The sequence below is a fragment of the Phenylobacterium aquaticum genome (assembly GCF_022695515.1).
Classification (GTDB): Bacteria; Pseudomonadota; Alphaproteobacteria; order Caulobacterales; family Caulobacteraceae; genus Phenylobacterium; species Phenylobacterium aquaticum.
Genome location: NZ_JALDPT010000009.1, coordinates 56,208 through 71,594, shown reverse-complemented (window position 1 = coordinate 71,594; position 15,387 = coordinate 56,208). Strand labels below are relative to the sequence as shown.

Annotated in this window: 16 protein-coding genes and 1 pseudogene; 6 read left to right on the top strand and 11 right to left on the bottom strand. The window is 70.2% G+C overall.

Translation table 11 applies throughout. The features are described 5' to 3' along the window. The first annotated feature begins 75 nt into the window (after positions 1–75). From MQH10_RS08730 to MQH10_RS08720, 3 genes are all read left to right on the top strand, one after another. Positions 76–708, top strand: coding sequence for an NUDIX hydrolase (locus MQH10_RS08730; RefSeq protein WP_242563676.1), 633 nt, complete (start codon positions 76–78; stop codon positions 706–708). 70 nt (positions 709–778) lie between these two features. Continuing rightward, positions 779–1,393 carry a nitroreductase family protein gene (locus MQH10_RS08725; protein ID WP_242563675.1) on the top strand — a complete coding sequence of 205 codons (615 nt, stop codon included), beginning with the start codon at positions 779–781 and terminating at the stop codon, positions 1,391–1,393. Positions 1,394–1,472: 79 nt separating this feature from the next. Next, entirely contained in the window at positions 1,473–1,733 is a 261-nt protein-coding gene (locus MQH10_RS08720) for a hypothetical protein (RefSeq protein ID WP_242563674.1), read from the top strand. A 176-nt stretch (positions 1,734–1,909) separates the two neighbouring features. On the opposite strand, the gene MQH10_RS08715 is transcribed toward MQH10_RS08720, so the two are convergent. Beyond that, the gene (locus MQH10_RS08715) at positions 1,910–2,521 is read right to left on the bottom strand and encodes a TetR/AcrR family transcriptional regulator (RefSeq protein WP_242563673.1); all 612 of its coding nucleotides are present in this window, start codon (positions 2,519–2,521) and stop codon (positions 1,910–1,912) included. Between the two features lie 109 nt (positions 2,522–2,630). Between MQH10_RS08715 and MQH10_RS08710 the strand changes: the two genes are divergently transcribed. After that, positions 2,631–3,869 (top strand): NADH:flavin oxidoreductase/NADH oxidase family protein, encoded by a 1,239-nt coding sequence (locus tag MQH10_RS08710; protein ID WP_242563672.1) that lies wholly within the window; start codon positions 2,631–2,633, stop codon positions 3,867–3,869. Between the two features lie 48 nt (positions 3,870–3,917). On the opposite strand, the gene MQH10_RS08705 is transcribed toward MQH10_RS08710, so the two are convergent. From MQH10_RS08705 to MQH10_RS26350, 4 genes are all read right to left on the bottom strand, one after another. Further along, on the bottom strand, positions 3,918–5,165 hold the full coding sequence (locus tag MQH10_RS08705) for an ATP-grasp domain-containing protein (RefSeq protein WP_242563671.1): 1,248 nt from the start codon (positions 5,163–5,165) through the stop codon (positions 3,918–3,920). A gap of 192 nt (positions 5,166–5,357) precedes the next feature. Next, entirely contained in the window at positions 5,358–6,026 is a 669-nt protein-coding gene (locus tag MQH10_RS08700; RefSeq protein WP_242563670.1) for a lysoplasmalogenase, read from the bottom strand. A gap of 10 nt (positions 6,027–6,036) precedes the next feature. Further along, entirely contained in the window at positions 6,037–6,789 is a 753-nt protein-coding gene (locus MQH10_RS08695) for an FkbM family methyltransferase (RefSeq protein ID WP_242563669.1), read from the bottom strand. 61 nt (positions 6,790–6,850) lie between these two features. Next, positions 6,851–7,858, bottom strand: coding sequence for a M23 family metallopeptidase (locus tag MQH10_RS26350; RefSeq protein ID WP_272886812.1), 1,008 nt, complete (start codon positions 7,856–7,858; stop codon positions 6,851–6,853). A gap of 139 nt (positions 7,859–7,997) precedes the next feature. On the opposite strand from MQH10_RS26350, the gene MQH10_RS08685 reads away from it, so the two are divergent. Further along, on the top strand, positions 7,998–9,248 hold the full coding sequence (locus MQH10_RS08685; RefSeq protein WP_242563668.1) for a M24 family metallopeptidase: 1,251 nt from the start codon (positions 7,998–8,000) through the stop codon (positions 9,246–9,248). Between the two features lie 13 nt (positions 9,249–9,261). On the opposite strand, the gene MQH10_RS08680 is transcribed toward MQH10_RS08685, so the two are convergent. Next, positions 9,262–10,314: a DUF2125 domain-containing protein gene (locus tag MQH10_RS08680; protein ID WP_242563667.1), complete on the bottom strand. Its 1,053-nt coding sequence runs from the start codon at positions 10,312–10,314 to the stop codon at positions 9,262–9,264. Between MQH10_RS08680 and MQH10_RS08675 the strand changes: the two are divergent. Further along, positions 10,313–10,842, top strand: a pseudogene (locus MQH10_RS08675) (gamma-glutamylcyclotransferase). The gene MQH10_RS08680 and the pseudogene MQH10_RS08675 sit on opposite strands and share 2 nt — an antisense overlap. Here MQH10_RS08675 and MQH10_RS08670 read toward each other — a convergent pair. Genes MQH10_RS08670 through ftsE form a run of 5 tightly spaced genes read right to left on the bottom strand, consistent with a single transcriptional unit; the run spans position 10,843 to position 15,069 of the window. Continuing rightward, entirely contained in the window at positions 10,843–12,081 is a 1,239-nt protein-coding gene (locus tag MQH10_RS08670) for a pyridoxal-dependent decarboxylase (RefSeq protein WP_242563666.1), read from the bottom strand. Positions 12,082–12,090: 9 nt separating this feature from the next. Further along, on the bottom strand, positions 12,091–12,801 hold the full coding sequence (locus tag MQH10_RS08665; protein ID WP_242563665.1) for a lysophospholipid acyltransferase family protein: 711 nt from the start codon (positions 12,799–12,801) through the stop codon (positions 12,091–12,093). Positions 12,802–12,803: 2 nt separating this feature from the next. Further along, positions 12,804–13,439, bottom strand: a complete 636-nt coding sequence (locus MQH10_RS08660; RefSeq protein ID WP_242563746.1) for a YdcF family protein — start codon at positions 13,437–13,439, stop codon at positions 12,804–12,806. An 11-nt stretch (positions 13,440–13,450) separates the two neighbouring features. Then, a complete protein-coding gene (locus MQH10_RS08655) occupies positions 13,451–14,347 on the bottom strand; it encodes a cell division protein FtsX (protein ID WP_242563664.1) in 897 nt (298 codons plus the stop codon). Further along, the gene (ftsE, locus tag MQH10_RS08650) at positions 14,344–15,069 is read right to left on the bottom strand and encodes a cell division ATP-binding protein FtsE (protein WP_242563663.1); all 726 of its coding nucleotides are present in this window, start codon (positions 15,067–15,069) and stop codon (positions 14,344–14,346) included. The genes MQH10_RS08655 and ftsE overlap by 4 nt, the downstream gene beginning before the upstream one ends. Positions 15,070–15,387 lie beyond the last annotated feature (318 nt).

The window sequence follows — 15,387 nt, the reverse complement described above, 5'->3', positions numbered from 1 at the left end:
CCCCTGCGGGGAAACCGGGATGACAAGTTGGGGAGGGACAGGTCTTGTGAGGGCTCGTGTCTCACGGGAATTGAAATGCCACCCCACCCCCTCGCTTGGCGCACCCTCTCCAGTGAAATCACCTTTCAGGACCGCTGGCTCACCGTACGCTCGGACCAGTGCCTGACCCCCGGCGGCGCCAGGATCGGGCCCTATCATGTGATCGGCTATCCGAACTGGGTGAACGTCGTGGCGGTGCGCCCGGACGGGAAGTTGGTGCTGGCGCTGGAATATCGGCACGGCGCGGGGGAGGTGGTGCTGGGCCTGCCGAGCGGGGCGATCGACGCCAAGGACGGGGCCGACCCCGCAGAGGCTGCGCGGGCCGCGGCGGAGCGGGAGCTCGCCGAGGAGACGGGCTATGGCGGCGTGGCTTTCGAGCGGGTTCTGGGCGCATGGCCCAATCCCGCCAATCAGTCGAACCGGGCGACGACCTTCCTGGCGCTCGGCGTCCGCGAGGTGGGAGGGCTCTCCCCCGACTTGGGCGAAGAGATCGAGGTCGTGCTGGAGGACTGGCCGCAGGTGATGCGCCGGCTGGCGCGCGGGGAGCTCACCATGCAGGCCATGCACATCGCAGGCCTGTGGGCCGCGGCGACCCGGGTGCTGGCCCGCGGGACGGGCCTGGCGCCGAAGGTGCTCGCCGACCTGCGGGCCGCGGTGACTGGCGACTGACCAAATAGTCATATTCCGACTCGGAGCTGCGCTGTAGAAGGGGCGTCCACTCGCCAGCCCAGGACATCCGATGAGCGCCCTGCCCAAGACCGACCGCGTCGCCGACCATCCCATCGATCCGCGCTTTCCCGCCCGCTGGTCGCCGCGCGCCTTCGACGGCCGGGCCATGAGCGCCGAGACCCTGTCGCCCCTGTTCGAGGCCGCCCGCTGGGCGCCGTCCTGCATGAACAGCCAGCCCTGGCGGTTCGTCTACGCCCTGAAGGGCGGCGCCGACTGGGCGGGCTTCCTCGACGTGCTGTCGCCGACCAACCAGATCTGGGTGAAGGACGCCTCGGCCCTGGTCTTCGTCTGCTCCCAGACCCTGATCGGCCCGCCGGGCGCGACCAGCGGCATGCCCTCGCCCTCGCACAGCTTCGACGCCGGCGCGGCCTGGATGCAGCTGGCCCTGCAGGCGATGGAGATGGGCCTGCAGACCCACGCCATGGCGGGCTTCGACCGCGACCGCGCCGCCGCCCTGCTGGGCGTGCCCGAGACCTGCCGCCTGGAGGCCGCCATCGCCATCGGCTGGCCCGGCGACCCGGCCGCCCTGCCCGAGGCCCTGCAGGCGCGCGAGACCCCCAGCGGCCGCCACCCGATCGAGAGCTTCAGCTATGCGGGCCGCTTCCCGCCGGCGGCCCCGGCCTGAATATTTTCGACCGCCTGTAACCTCAGGCCCGGTTCGCGCGAACTTAAGCCCCTGAAGGTCAGCTTCAGGGGACTGCGACATGGCGATCGGCGGCGACTATCCCAGCCCGGTGACGGTGAACGGCTTTGCCTGTCACAACTGCACCGAGGTGGACGAGGCCAAGAAGCACATCGACCCGGCCCACCCGAAGGACGGCCCCTTCGGGGTCGACGCGCCCCCGGAGCGCCGGCATGGGCCCGCGGTGATCCTGGACGGCAAGGCCGCCGAATTGAAGGACGGCGAGAAGCTCGCCCAGAGGCGCGCCCAGGCGCTCGGCGGTGCGGCCGATCTGCAGGCTTAGCGGACCGCGCGATTGGCTTTGTGTCCTTGAACCCTCTCCCCGCTTGCGGGGAGAGGGCAGGGTGAGGGGCGCGCCGCGAAGCGGGGCGTCTTTCGGGCGAGGGCCGTGATGTTGCGTCTCAGCAAGGACCCCTCACCCAACCCTCTCCCCGCAAGCGGGGCGAGGGCTTTGACGTGTCAGACTCGGGATTCCGGACACCCCAGCATCGCCCGCACCGCCCGCTCCACCATCCCGGAGCCCAGCGGATCGGGGTCGGTCTCAGCCAGCAGGCCTTCGATGACCAGCTGGGCCAGGCCGTGGATCGTCGACCAGCAGCCGAGCGCGAAATCGGGGGTGAAGCGGTCGGGCGCCTCGCGGGCCAGGCGGGTCAGCAGTACGTCCTTCACGTCCTGGGCGGCGGCGCAGATCCCGTGCTCCACAGTGGGCCGGGCCGGGCCGAACATCAGCCGGAACAGCACCGGATGGTCGCAGGCGTAGCGGACATAGGCCACGGCCTGGGCGATCACCGCCTCGCCCGGCGCCGCGGCGGCGTCGGCGGCTTCCAGCGCGACCTTGAGCCCCTCGATGCCGCGCAGGGCCACGGCGGCCAGCAGGGCCTCGCGGTCGGCGTAATGGCGATAGGGGGCCATGGGCGAGACGCCCGCGCGGCGGGCCACGGCGCGCAGGGACGGCTCCTGACCCTCGGCCAGCAGGGCGAGCGCGGCGTCCAGCAGGGCCGCACGCAGATCGCCATGATGATAGGCCGGCTTTTCGAGCTCGCTCACCGCGCGGTCGGTTCCCTGTCGCATCGTCAATGGCCTTAAGTCCCACAGGCGGGCCGAAAGGTCCATGTTGACATTGTAGACATTATCGCCATGTTTGCATCGTAAACATTCGCGACCCCCTGCAGGATCTCCCATGGCCTCCGCCGACCTCTTCGCCCCGCTCACCCTCGCCAGCGGCGCGACCCTGCCCAACCGCATCGCCAAGGCGGCCATGGAGGAGAACCTGGCCGGCCCCGGCCAGCTTCCGGACGCGCGGCTGATCTCGCTCTATCGCCGCTGGTCCAAGGGCGGGACGGGCCTGCTGATCACCGGCAATGTCATGGTCGATGGCCGGGCGCTCACCGGCCCCGGCGGGGTCGTGCTCGAGGAGACCACCGATCTGGCCCCCTTCCGCGACTGGGCCAAGGCGGCCCAGTCCGGCGGCGCCAAGGTCTGGATGCAGATCAACCATCCCGGCCGCCAGGTGCAGGTCGACCAGGGCGGCAATGGCTGGTCGGCCTCGGACGTGCAGCTGGATCTGGGCCCGCACTCCAAGCTGTTCGTGAAGCCCAAGGCGATGAACGAGGCCGAGATCGCCGAGACCATCGCCCGCTTCGCCGCCACCGCCCGCCAGGCGGATCTGGCCGGCTTCGACGGGGTGCAGATCCACGCCGCCCATGGCTATCTGGTCTCGCAATTCCTCTCCCCCCTCGCCAACCACCGCACCGACAGCTGGGGCGGATCGATCGAGAACCGCGCCCGGCTGCTGGTCGAGATCGTCAAGGCCGTGCGGGCCAAGGTGCGCCCGGACTTCGCCGTGGCGGTGAAGCTGAATTCCGCCGACTTCCAGCGCGGCGGTTTCGACCAGGCCGACGCGCGCGCCGTGATCGGCATGCTGAACGAGCTCGGCGTCGATCTCGTGGAGCTGTCGGGCGGCAGCTATGAGAGCCCGGCCATGCAGGGCGAGGCCGCCGACGGCCGCACCCTGGCGCGGGAGGCCTATTTCCTGGAGTTCGCCGTCGACCTGAAGGGCCTGGCCAAGATGCCGCTGATGGTCACCGGCGGCATCCGCCGGCGCGAGGTGGCCGAGCAGGCCCTGTCGGAGGGCGTGGCGGTGGTCGGCATCGCCACGGCCATCGCGCTCGATCCCGACCTCGCCCATCACTGGCGCAAGGCCGCGACGGCCGCGCCCGTGGCGCCGAAGCTGAAATCCAAGAACAAGACCCTGGTCGCCATGGCCAGCATGGCCTTTGTCGGCGCCCAGCTGCGTCGGATGGCGACCGGCAAGGAGCCGGCGGTGAACAGCTCGCCGCTCCTGGCCATGATCGCCGGCCAGATGCGCCGCGGCGGCCAGATCAAGCGCTATCGGCGCTATCTGGCGGCGCGGGGGTAAAGGCACGCCTGCTCCTTCTCCCCTTGTGGGAGAAGGGGCGTCTAGATGTTAAGCAGCCCGGACGCCCTGGGCCTGGTGGTCGGCGACGGCGTGCAGCATGGCCTGGAAGGCGGCGAACAGCTTCTTCATCGCCGGCTTCTTGTAGGGAAACAGGGTCTCGCTATCCATGGCGTGGACGATCATCGCCACGTCGGCCTCGAACAGCAGCAGCTTGCCGTCGGCGGTCTCGCCCACGTCCATCGCGTAATAGTCGAGGCCGAAGGCCTCCGTCATCTCGGCGAAGGCCTCGGCGTGGCGGGCGGCGAAGTCGGCGTCGAAGGCGTCCATGAACCGGGCCTCCTCGGCGCGGCGCTCGGCCTTCTCGGCCATGCCGGCGCTCAGATAGTGCACCATCCAGTGGTCGGAGACGGCCAGGTGGCTGATGAAGGGGACGCCGCCGATGATGGCCACCCGCTCCTTGCGGAATTTTCCGTCGGGGCTGGCGTAATCGACATAGTCGGTGACGAAGAATTCCGGGCCCGGATGGTGCGCCAGATAGGCGAACAGGCCGGCGGCGTCGTCGCACTTCTCCAGGGCCTGTCCGGCGTGGGAATCGATCGGCCGCACCAGGATGGGGAAGCTGGCGGTCGGCAAGAGGTCGTCGAGCGTCACGTCCCCGGCCGACAGGGCCATCAGGTCGTGGCGGGGAATGCGGCGGGTGATCGGGGCCATGATGCGCGCGCTGCCGGCGAACCGGGCGGCGACCCCATCGCGGGTCAGGCCGGCGATGGCGGCGGGATGGCCATTGACCACCGGCCGCGGCCAGGCGGCGATGACCGGCTCAAGGGCGGCGAGCACCACGGCGTTGGTCTTGGATTCCCCGATCGCCAGGAAGGCGACGTCATGGTCCGGGACCTCGGCGGGCAGGGCCACGCCCGGCTCCACATAGAGGAGGTCCAGGCGGATGTTCGACCCCTCCAGCAGGAAATCCAGCGGCGTATTGGCCATCAGGTCGCCGGGGGTGACGAAGGCCAGCACCCGCAGGGCCGAACCGTCGCCATGGACCCGGCGGTAGAGGCGCGAGGCCTGCATGGCGAGCGCCTGGATCTCCAGGCCGCGGTCGATCTGGCCGGTCAGGGTCAGCATCAGGGCGATGTCGTACCAGGCCGCCGCATCGGAGGGATCGGCGTTCACCCGCGCGGTCATGGTGTTGAACACCGGCGACAGGTCGACCTCGTCGAACACCTGCTGCGCCAGGTGGGACAGGCCGAGGACCTGAGGGATCTGGGCGTCGGCGATCAAGGCGGGAAGGGTCATGCGCACCTGGGAGGACTGACGGTTCGAATCAGCGCCCCGGCCTCGCCTGAGCCAAGCGAGGCTTTGGGCGAATAGAGGCGCCATTGCGGCGGTTGTGTTGCGAAACGCCAGGGTGCGACGCGCGCTGGGCCCGCCGCCCCCGGATGCTTCGGGCGATGGCGAGAGGGTGGCGAGCGCGGCGTGGATTTATGGTTAACGAGGGCTTTCGCCGCGGCTCAGGCGCTGCGTCACTCCGACGCAGATCAGGGCCTGGCCGCCGAAATAGAGCACCCAGACGGCGGGGCTGACCCAGGGCTGGCCCGACAGCGGTCCGGTGCGGGCGAAGATCAGCAGGTCGGAGACCGCAAAGGCCAGGGCGCCGGCCCCCACCAGGCGGCGCGGAAACCGACTGAGCCAGGCCGAGGCAGCCATCAGCGACAGGAACAGGGCGTAGAAGGCCACGCCCCGCGCGCCGCCGCGATCGGCGGGCAGCAGGTAGGCGGTGATCGTCACCGCCGGGACCAGGACCGCGGCCAGCAGCACCTGGCTGAGGCTGGGCTTGGGCCGGCGCCAGCGTCCGTACAGGACGATGGCGATCAGGTGGCCGATCAGGAAGGCGACGGCGCCGGTGGTCAGGCCCGCCACCTCCAGCAACATGTCGCCCAGCGCGCCGAAGGCCATGACCGCGCAGATCAGCCAGCCGTCGAGATTGCGGGCGCGAAGCGCGGCATAGACCGCCAGCAGGGTGACGCCCGATCCCTTCCACAAGACGCCGACCTCCACTGGGATCGGCAGGTGGCCGGAGAGGAGATAGCTCGCACCCGCCAGGACGGCGCCGGCGAGCAGGGTCTTCTGGTTGCTGGTCTCGGGACTCGCGGTCATCGCGCCTGACTTAGCCGTTGCGCAGCGAGAAGACGATGTCGCTCTCGACCGGATTGATGAAGTCGCGGCCCAGGGCGCCGACGCAGGCCAGGAAGGGCGCCGAACTCGCCTTGCCGGGCAGCATCCAATCATGCAGCTCGATGGCGATGGCCGGAAAGGCCTCGACCCACGCGGTGTGCGCGGAAAACACGTCGCGTTCGGCGCCCTCGATATCGATCTTGGCGAGCAGCGGGGCGGCCCCGGCGGCGAACCGCGCCATCAGGGTTTCGACGCCATAGGCCGGAATGGCGCCCAGCGACCGGCCATGCTCGCCAGGTTCGTCCTCGCCCAGCGTCCGAAAGGCATCTGTCGATCGGCCGGGGTCGAAGAGCTGCAATTCCCCGTCGGACGAGGCCAGCGCCGCCTGGAGGCAGGTGATCTGATCGCGTCCCGCGCAGTTGCGGACCAGCAGCTCGAAATTGCTCGCTTCCGGCTCGATGGCGATGATCCGCGCGGCGGGATAGCGCCAGGCGAAGAACAGCACGCTGGCGCCGATGTTCGCGCCGGCGTCCAGGATCAGCGGCGTCTGTCCGGCCGCCACCAGGCGCTGGTACTCGGCGTCGATGAAGTCGCGGCGGGCGACCTCGCCGTGGCGGCTGAGCCGGTACGGATGCTTGCGCCAGTTCTCCTCAAGGGTGAAGCGATCCTTCGTGCCGGGCCTGTAGGCCATCTCGACGGAGATATCCCCCAAGCCGATCCGCATAACTTGCAGGGGCTCATCCATGAGGTCCTCGGTCAGGCGCGGCGCGCGGCGCCTCGGATCATAGGCGATTTGGACGGGCGGCTTACAGGGTGAAACGGACGTCGCGGACGATGGTGACGCCGCCTGACCGAATGACTTCGTAGCGGGCCCGATAAACGCCGCGCGGCCAGCCCGCCGCCGGGCGCTTCTTGCCGACATAGAGCAGCCACTGGGCCTTGTCGTGGTCCAGGGGCGGGCTGACGCTTTCGGCCATCTGGCCGCCGTCGGGGCCGAAAAGGGTCAGCCGCGGCTGGTCGCCGGCCTTCAGACCGATGGCGCGCACATAGGCGACCAGGGCGGGCGAGGTCGGCTGCGGCGCGGCCAGACCGCCGGCCTCGACATCGTCGTTGCTGAGCGCCCGGTCCGCGAAGCCGGCGTTCAGCACGGCGCCCGACTGATAGGGCAGCTGGGCCGCCGTGGCCGCGGACCACAGGCCGGCCGTGGGCGCGCGAGGATCGCAGCTGGTCGCGTTGGCGGGCGCGAAGGGGTCGACCAGCTGGCCGTCATGCCGGACGCTGAGGTGCAGGTGCGGATATTCCGTATTGCCCGATAGCCCGACCCGCGCGATCGGCTGGCCCGCGGCGACCCGGTCGCCGGCCTTGACCCGGATGCTGCCCTTGGCGAGGTGGCAGTACTGAGTCTCCCAGCCGCCGCCATGGCTGATGACCACCCCGTTGCCGCATTCCTGGCCGGAGATCGCGGCGGCGCCGGCGACCTTGACCGAGACGTCCGCCACCCCGTCCCGCAGGCGGGAGACCACCCCCGGCGCGGCGGCCAGGACATCCACCCCGGCCCGCTGCACGGCCAGGCTCGGCACGCGGATGTCGACCCCCGTGTGGTCCTGATAGGTCCGCTCGCCGCAGCGCCAGTCCTTCGCGCCCGGCCCCGGGTCGCGGTCGACATAGTTCTGCACCTCGCAGGTCTGGCCGGGCTTGCAGGCGATGGGCAGAGACAGCTGCGGCGCGCCGGCGGGCGCAGCCGGGGCGCTGTCGGCCACGGCGGGGATGGCGGTCAAGGCCAGGGCGAAAAGGGCGTGGCGAAGCTTGGACATGGGGACGGGCTTTCCGGCGGCGGCGTCCGGCAAACTGCCGCGGGCCTGGGTCGGGAATATGACCCGCAAATTGCGCCGCCGAGATCGACGACATCGCCGCCGATCCGGCCTAGCCTCCCGGGCGGACGGAGGGCAGGTCATGATTCAGACGGATCGACGCAGATTTCTGGGATGGGCGTCCGGGGCGGGCCTCGCCCTGGCGGCCGGGGCGGCCCAGGCGCAGCCGGCGCCGGACCTGAAGCCGATGACCGCAGGCGTCGTCCCGATCAGCCCGGCCGAGCGCCAGGCGCGGATCGCGCGGGCCCAGGCCCTGATGCGGGCCAAGGGGATCTCGGCCCTGCTGATGGAGCCGGGCTCGTCGCTCATCTATTTCACCGGGGTCCGCTGGAGCCGCAGCGAGCGGATGACCGCCTGCGTCATCCCCGTTGAGGGCGACGTCCTGATCGTCACCCCGCACTTCGAGGAGCCGTCGGTGCGCGAGAGCCTGGCGGTCCCCGGCGAGGTGCGGGTGTGGCAGGAGGACGAGAACCCGCTGGCGGTGGTGGCCGGCTGGCTGACCGAGAAGAAGCTGGCGGGCGGCGTCATCGGGGTGGAGGAGACGGTGCGCTTCTTCATCGTCGACGCCCTGCAGAAGGCCCTGCCGGGCGCCAGCGTGCGCAACGGGGCGGCCGTGACCCGCGGCGTACGGATGATCAAGACCGAGCACGAACTGGCCCTGATGCAGCTGGCCAGCGACATCACCATCGCCGCCTATCGCTACACCTACCCGCGGATCCGGGCCGGCATGACCCGCGGCGACATCGACGCCATCATGGTCGGCGCCACCCGCGCGCTCGGCGGCGAAGTGGAGTTCAACCTGATCCTGCTGGGCGAGGCGGCGGCCTATCCGCACGGCTCGGGCAAGCCGCAGATCGTCCGCGAGGGCGAGGTGGTGCTGATGGACTGCGGCTGCACGGTCGAGGGCTATCAGTCCGACATCTCGCGGACTTTCGTGTTCGGCGAGCCCACCGCCGCCCAGCGCAAGGTCTGGAACGAGGTCCACCGCGGCCAGGAGATCGCCTTCGCCGCCGCCAGGGTGGGGGCGCCGGCCGGTTCGGTCGATGACGCCGTCCGCGCCTATTACGAGAGCCTGGGCTACGGACCCCGCTACAGGCTGCCCGGCCTGTCGCACCGCACCGGCCACGGCATCGGCCTGGACGGCCACGAGCCGGTCAATCTGGTCCATGGCGAGACCACGCCGCTCGCGCCCGGCATGTGCTTCTCCAACGAGCCGGGGATCTACATTCCCGGATCGTTCGGCGTCCGGCTGGAGGACTGCTTCCACATGACCGAGGCCGGCCCGAAGTGGTTTTCGGTCCCGCCGCCGAGCCTCGACAAGCCGTTCGGGTGAGGGCGAGGGGCCGTCACCAGAGCTTGGGCGCCGGCGCCAGGGCGACCGGGCCCAGCGTCGTCTGGCCGGCCTGGAAGGTCAGCGGCAGGCGGCCGTCGGGACGGGCGGCCATGACCGCGGCGGCGGCCAGAGCCGATTCCGGCGGGACCAGGCCGGCGCCGGCCAGGGCGGCCATGGCCTGGGGTCCGTTGCGCACCGTCACGTCGAGATCGCCGGTGAGGTAGCCGTCGCCGTCGAGGGTGAGCTTGCCGGCCTGGGCCCCCAGCGAGGCGTCGCCCGCGGTGATCCCGGCCTGGCGCACCTGCAGCTGGCCGCCGGCGAGGGACCAGGCCTGGCTGCGTTCGGCCAGATCGGCGCCCTTGAAGCCGCTGACCTTGGAGAAGATCGAATCCCAGACCATCGCCACCGGCTTGCCCGCCCCGAAGGCCGCGAGCGTTCCGGCCGGCGCGGTGCGGCCGTCCTCCACCTTGAACAGGATCGCCCCCTGGTCGTCGGGGCCGGGGCGCAGGTGCAGCTCAACTCGCCTGGCCGAGGCCAGCGAAAAGGGCTGGGCGCCGGGGCCCGGGGCGAAGGTCAGGTCCTGGCCCTCGATCGACAGGGCCGGCGGGCGCTGGGTCACGTCGGTGAGGCTGGCGCGGATCACCCGGCCCTTGACCTCGACCGGCCCGCCATGCGGCCGGGTGAAGGTGAAGCCGTCCTCGGCCGCAACCATCCAGTGGCCCAGCGCATAGGCGAAGGCCTCCGCCTCCAGCTTCGGCGCCGCGAAGCCCCAGCCCGAGGGCTCGCGCAGGCGCAGCCCGGTGAAGGCGATGTCCATGCGGAACGGCCAGCCGCTGATCTTGCGGTCCTGCCAGGCGACCTCATAGCCGGCCTTGCGCAGGATGGCGGCGTCGGCGTCGATCGTCCGCTGCGCCTGGCCGCGGATGCCGATCCACACGCCGGTCCAGGCGATGGCGATTATCGCGGCGATCGCGAAGGGAACATAGAGTCCCAGCCGACCGGGTTTGCGGTCGGGCGCCGGATCGGGCACAGGTGTGGGGTCGGACGGGGTTGAGCGGCGGGCCATGTCGGTTGAGCGTTGGGTGTTTGGTTATGGGTCGCTGATGTGGCGGCCCGGCTTCGCGTTCGTCGAGCGCAGACCCGCCACCCTACATGGTCGCCGCCGCGCCTTCTGCATCTATTCGGTCCATCATCGCGGCACCTATGAGCGTCCGGGCCTGGTCCTGGGCCTGGCGCCCGGCGGTCGACCCGCGGCGCGGCCTATCGCGTGGATGAGCAGGCCTGGCCAGAGGTCTACGCCTACCTGCGCGAACGCGAGCAGCCGACCGAGACCTATGTGGAGGCCACGCGCCGCATCCGCCTGGACGGCGGCGCCGAGGTGGAGACCCTGGTCTTCCTGTCCGACACGGCCCATCCGCAATGGGCGGGCGCGCTCAGCCTGGAGCGCCAGGCCGAGCTGATCTCCGGGGCCACCGGCCTGTCGGGGCCGAACATCGATTACCTGCGCGACCTTGTCGCGCATCTGGAGGCCGAGGGCATTCGCGACGCCGGGATGGAGGCGCTGCTGGCGCGGGTCGAGGCGATCTCGGCCTAGCTAGCCGGAATAGCGCGCTTCGGCGGCCACCGGCTTGGCCGATCCCTTCACCTCGCCGAGCGCCCAGGCGAGATCCGCCAGATAGGCGTCGGCGACCTGCAGGTGGAAGGGCGAGATCATCATGTGCAGGGCCCGGGGCTCAGTCCCCATGCTGGAGAACCAGCCGCGCTCGCGCATCTTCACCCAGACCGCCAGGCAATCGACGTCCGGATGGGTGAAGCTGAGGATGCCCAGTTGCGGCCGCCCCAGGGTGACGAAACCGAGCGCCTCGGCCCCGGCCTGCATCTTTTCGCGCGCGGCGACGACCTGGCCCTGCTTGTCGCGATAGCCGGCGACGCCGAGGAAATTCATCACCGCCCAGGCCGCCGAGGTCGCGCCGCCGGGACGGGTGCCCGACAGGGTCGGCGTGGTCATCCGCCCCGCCGGCCAGACGTCGAAGTCAAAGGTCATGAACCTGGCGAGCTCCGCCGAACGGAAGAACACCGTGGACGCGCCCTTGGCGCAGTAGCCGTACTTGTGCAGGTCGGCGGACATGGACTTCACGCCCGGCAGCTCGAAGTCGAAGGGGGCGATGTCGGACCCGTTCATCCGCACGAAGGGCGCGATATAGCCGCCCACGCAGGCGTCGACGTGCAGCCACAGGTCCCGCGCCACGGCCAGCTCCGACAGGGCCGCAATCGGATCCATCAGTCCATAGGGGAAGCAGGGGGCCGAGCCCACGATCATGATGGTCTTGTCGTCCGCCGCCGCGCCGATCGCCGTCGGGTCGGCCAGGAAGTCCTTCACCGGCGTGCGGCGGACCTCGATCTCCATCACCGCGCAGGCCTTGTCGAAGGCCGGGTGGGCGGTGCGCGGCAGGACGATGTTGAGCTGGCCGGTCAGGCCCTTCACCTTGCGGGCGTAGTCCCGTGCGGTCTTGACCGCCATGGTGATGGAATCGGTCCCGCCCGAGGTAATGGAGCCCGTGGCGTCCTCAGGCCCGTGCAGCAGGGACAAGCCAAAGCCCACCACCTCGGCCTCCATGCGCTTGAGGCTGGGGAAGGCGGCCGGGCCCAGGCCGTTCTCGGACATGAAGAGGGCGTAGGCCTCCTTCTGCACCCGCTCGACCTCGGGACCTGCGTTGAACACATAGACGCCGGTCTTGCCGTCGCGCCACCGGACGTCGCCCGCGGCGTAGTCCGCCATCCGCCCCTTCAGAGTGTCCCAGTCGGTTCCGGTCTCGGGCAGGGGCTGGCGCATGGCGATGTCCTAGAGGGGTAGGAGCTGGTTGGAGGCGGTCTCGATGCGCTCTTCCAGGGTGCGCATGAACTCGCCGCGCTTCAGGCCGGGCGGAATGGGTTCGAGATATTCGAAGACGATCGTGCCGGGCTTGCGCAGGAAGCCGTGGGCCGGCCAGTGGACGCCGGAATTGGTGGCCACCGGGTGCACCGGCAGGTTCAGGTCGCGATAGAGGGCCGCGATGCCGGGCTTGTAGTCGCCGGCCTTGCCGGGCTCGCCGCGGGTGCCTTCGGGGAAGATCAGCAGCTGCCGGTTCCCTTTCTTGAACTGCACCTGGGCGCCGCGGACCATCTTCTTCAGGGCGTTGGCGTGTCCGGCGCGGTCGACCATCAGGGCGCCCATCTTGACCCCGTACAGCCCGAACAGCGGCACATAGATCAGCTCCTTCTTCATCACGAAGAACGGGCTGGAGAGCACGCCGAACTGGGCGAAGACGTCGAGCATGCACAGATGCTTGGGCGCGACGAGGGCGTCGCCCTTGGGGATGAACTGCTTGCCGCGCACCTCGACCTTGATGCCGCACACTACGAGCAGCAGCAGATTGATCCCCGCGCTCCAGACAAAGAGGGCCCGGCTCATCCAGGACGCCGGCAGGATCAGGAACGGGATCATGATCAGGGCGAAGAACACCGACCAGATGTAGAACAGGACCACGAAGAGGATGGAGCGCAGGGCGAGCAAGGTCAGCCTTTCGGGGATGGAACGGTCGCAGGCGGGGACGCCGCGGCGTCCTTGGGGCCCATGCCGCGCACGATCTCGCGGCCGAGGATCGCCAGATACTTCGAATACTCGGTGATCATCAACCGGGCGCCGCGTCCGGTGCGCCACCAGTAGTGGGCGTTGATGACCGAGGTCGACACCGGATAGGCCTGCAGCCGCGCGTGCGGCAGGGTCGAGCGCAGCTCCAGCATGGCGCGCGGCATGTGATAGTCGGCCGTCACCACGATCAGGCTGGAGTACCTCATGGAGTCGGCCCATTCGGCGGTCTCCCGCGCATTGCCCACCGTGTCGGCGGCGGTGAAGCCCAGGTCCACGCAGCAGTCATAGATCTTGCGCACCGCCTTGGAGACGGTGCGGATGTCCTCGCGGCTGGCCTCGCGGTTGACGCCGGAGACCAGCATCCGCTTGGCCTTGCCGGCCTCCAGCAGTTCGACTCCGGCGATGATCCGCTCATTGGACCCGGCCCCGGTCAGGGTCACCACGCCATCGGCCCGCTCCGGCTCCGGCGCAGGCGTCGAGCGGTCCACCCGGTCGGCGAAGGCGATCAGGCCCGAGGCCCAGATCAGCCCGACCAGGAAGATCGCCGTAAGGCCCTTCAGCGCGCTGTTCATCAGGCCATGTCCCGGATCAGACCCTCGGCGGTCAGCCGCGCGGCGATCGCCGCGACCAGGGCGGCCAGCACGGGGCAGGGCGCCACCGCCAGGAGATCGGTCCAGGTGATCGGCAGCACCGGCGTCAGGCCTCCCTCGCCGCCCGCCAAGCGCAGGCCAGCCCCTATGATCGCCGCGCCCGCCGCGCCGAACAAGCCCGCCACCGCGGCCATGCGGGCGAAGCGCAGCTGGAACAGCCGGGCGATGAAGTGATCGTCCGCGCCGGACAGATGCAGCACCTCGACCACGTCGCGGCGGGCCTGCAGGCCGGCCTTGGTGGCGAAGGCCACGACGGCGCCGGCGGCCGCCGCGATCAGGCCGAACACCGCCGCCCCGAACCAGCGCACCATGCCCGCAGCGCGGGCGATATCGGCGGTCCAGATCGAATGGTCGTCGACAATGCCGTCCACCCCTTGCGCCTTCAGCGCGGCGTCCATGTCGGCGGCGGTGGCGGGTCCGTTGGGATCCAGGTCGACGGCGACCAGGCGCGGCACCGGCAGGTCGTCGAGATCGCTGATGTCGCCTAGCCAGGGGGCGACCATGGCCTCGACCTTTTCCTTCTCCAGGGCCCGGGCCTCGGACACGCCCTTGACCCCGGCCAGGGTCTCGGCGGCGCGGGCGGCGGCGGAATCCGGCGTCTCATTGGCCTTGGGCCGCACGATGATGGTCGCCTGGCGGGTCAGCTGGTCGCTCCAGCCCCTGGCTGCACGGTCCGAGGCGATGACCCCCAGCGCCGTCAGGCAGGCCAGGAAGCACAGCACCGCGATCACGAAGGTCAGCGCCCCGTCCCGGCTGTCGGCGGCGGGCAGGAAGGACGAGGGTCGCCAGCGGGCGACGAAGGCGTCGGTCTCGCTCATGGCCGGGGCCCCGGCGCGTCCAGGCGGGCGAGGCGGCCGTCCTCGAGGTGCAGGACGTCGCGGCCCGAGCGGGCGACGAGGTCCTGGTCGTGGGTGGCGATCAGCACGGTGGTGCCCAGCCGGTTCAGCTCCACGAACAGGCGCAGAATCCGCAGGCTCATGTCGTGGTCGACATTGCCGGTCGGCTCATCGGCCAGCAGGATATCGGGGCGGTTCACCACCGCGCGGGCGATGGCCAGGCGCTGCTTCTCGCCCCCGGCCAGCGTCGCCGGCATGGCGTGCATCCGGTGCTTCAGCCCGACCCAGGCCAGCAGCTCGGCCACGTCTTGGCGATAGCTGTCGGGCTTGCGGCCGGCGATGCGCAGCGGCAGGGCGACATTGTCGAAGGCGGTCATGTGCTCGAGCAGGCGGAACTCCTGGAACACCACCCCGATGCGCCGCCGGATCAGCGGCTTCTCGGCCGGCGGAATCACCGACAGGTCCTCGCCGAACATATGGATCAGGCCCTTGGACGGCTTGGCCGCCAGATAGATCAGCTTCAGCAGCGAGCTCTTGCCCGCGCCCGAGGCCCCGGTGAGGAAGTGGAAGGAGCCCGGCTCCAGCTCGAAATTCAGATCGCGCAGGGTCTCCGGGCCCCGGCCGTAGCGCATCGAGACATCTTCGAAGCGCAGGACATGATCGGCCTCGACTTCGGCCTCTGCGGCGTGCGGGTTTCTGGACATGGGACCCGGAATCGGAGACCTCGGAGGAGGGGTTTGCATGTCCGATTCTGCGCCGATGATAGCCGCCGCGGACTTGCGTCTTCCAGCCTTAAGCTAATCCGTCCCCGATTTCCTGGTCCAGACCGATCGCTCCCCGAATCGCCGGCCCGCCGGGGTGGGCGATTGGGCGCAGGGGCGTCGCCTCGGCCGCTATCGTGCTAGCCTGACGACTCGTGCGATGGGAGCTGTGGGCAAGGCGGCAAGGAATTGTGGAACCGCTGCCGTTACCGCCTACAATGCCGACCAAGCGCGGGATTAGTGCTCTGAATTCAAGTCCTT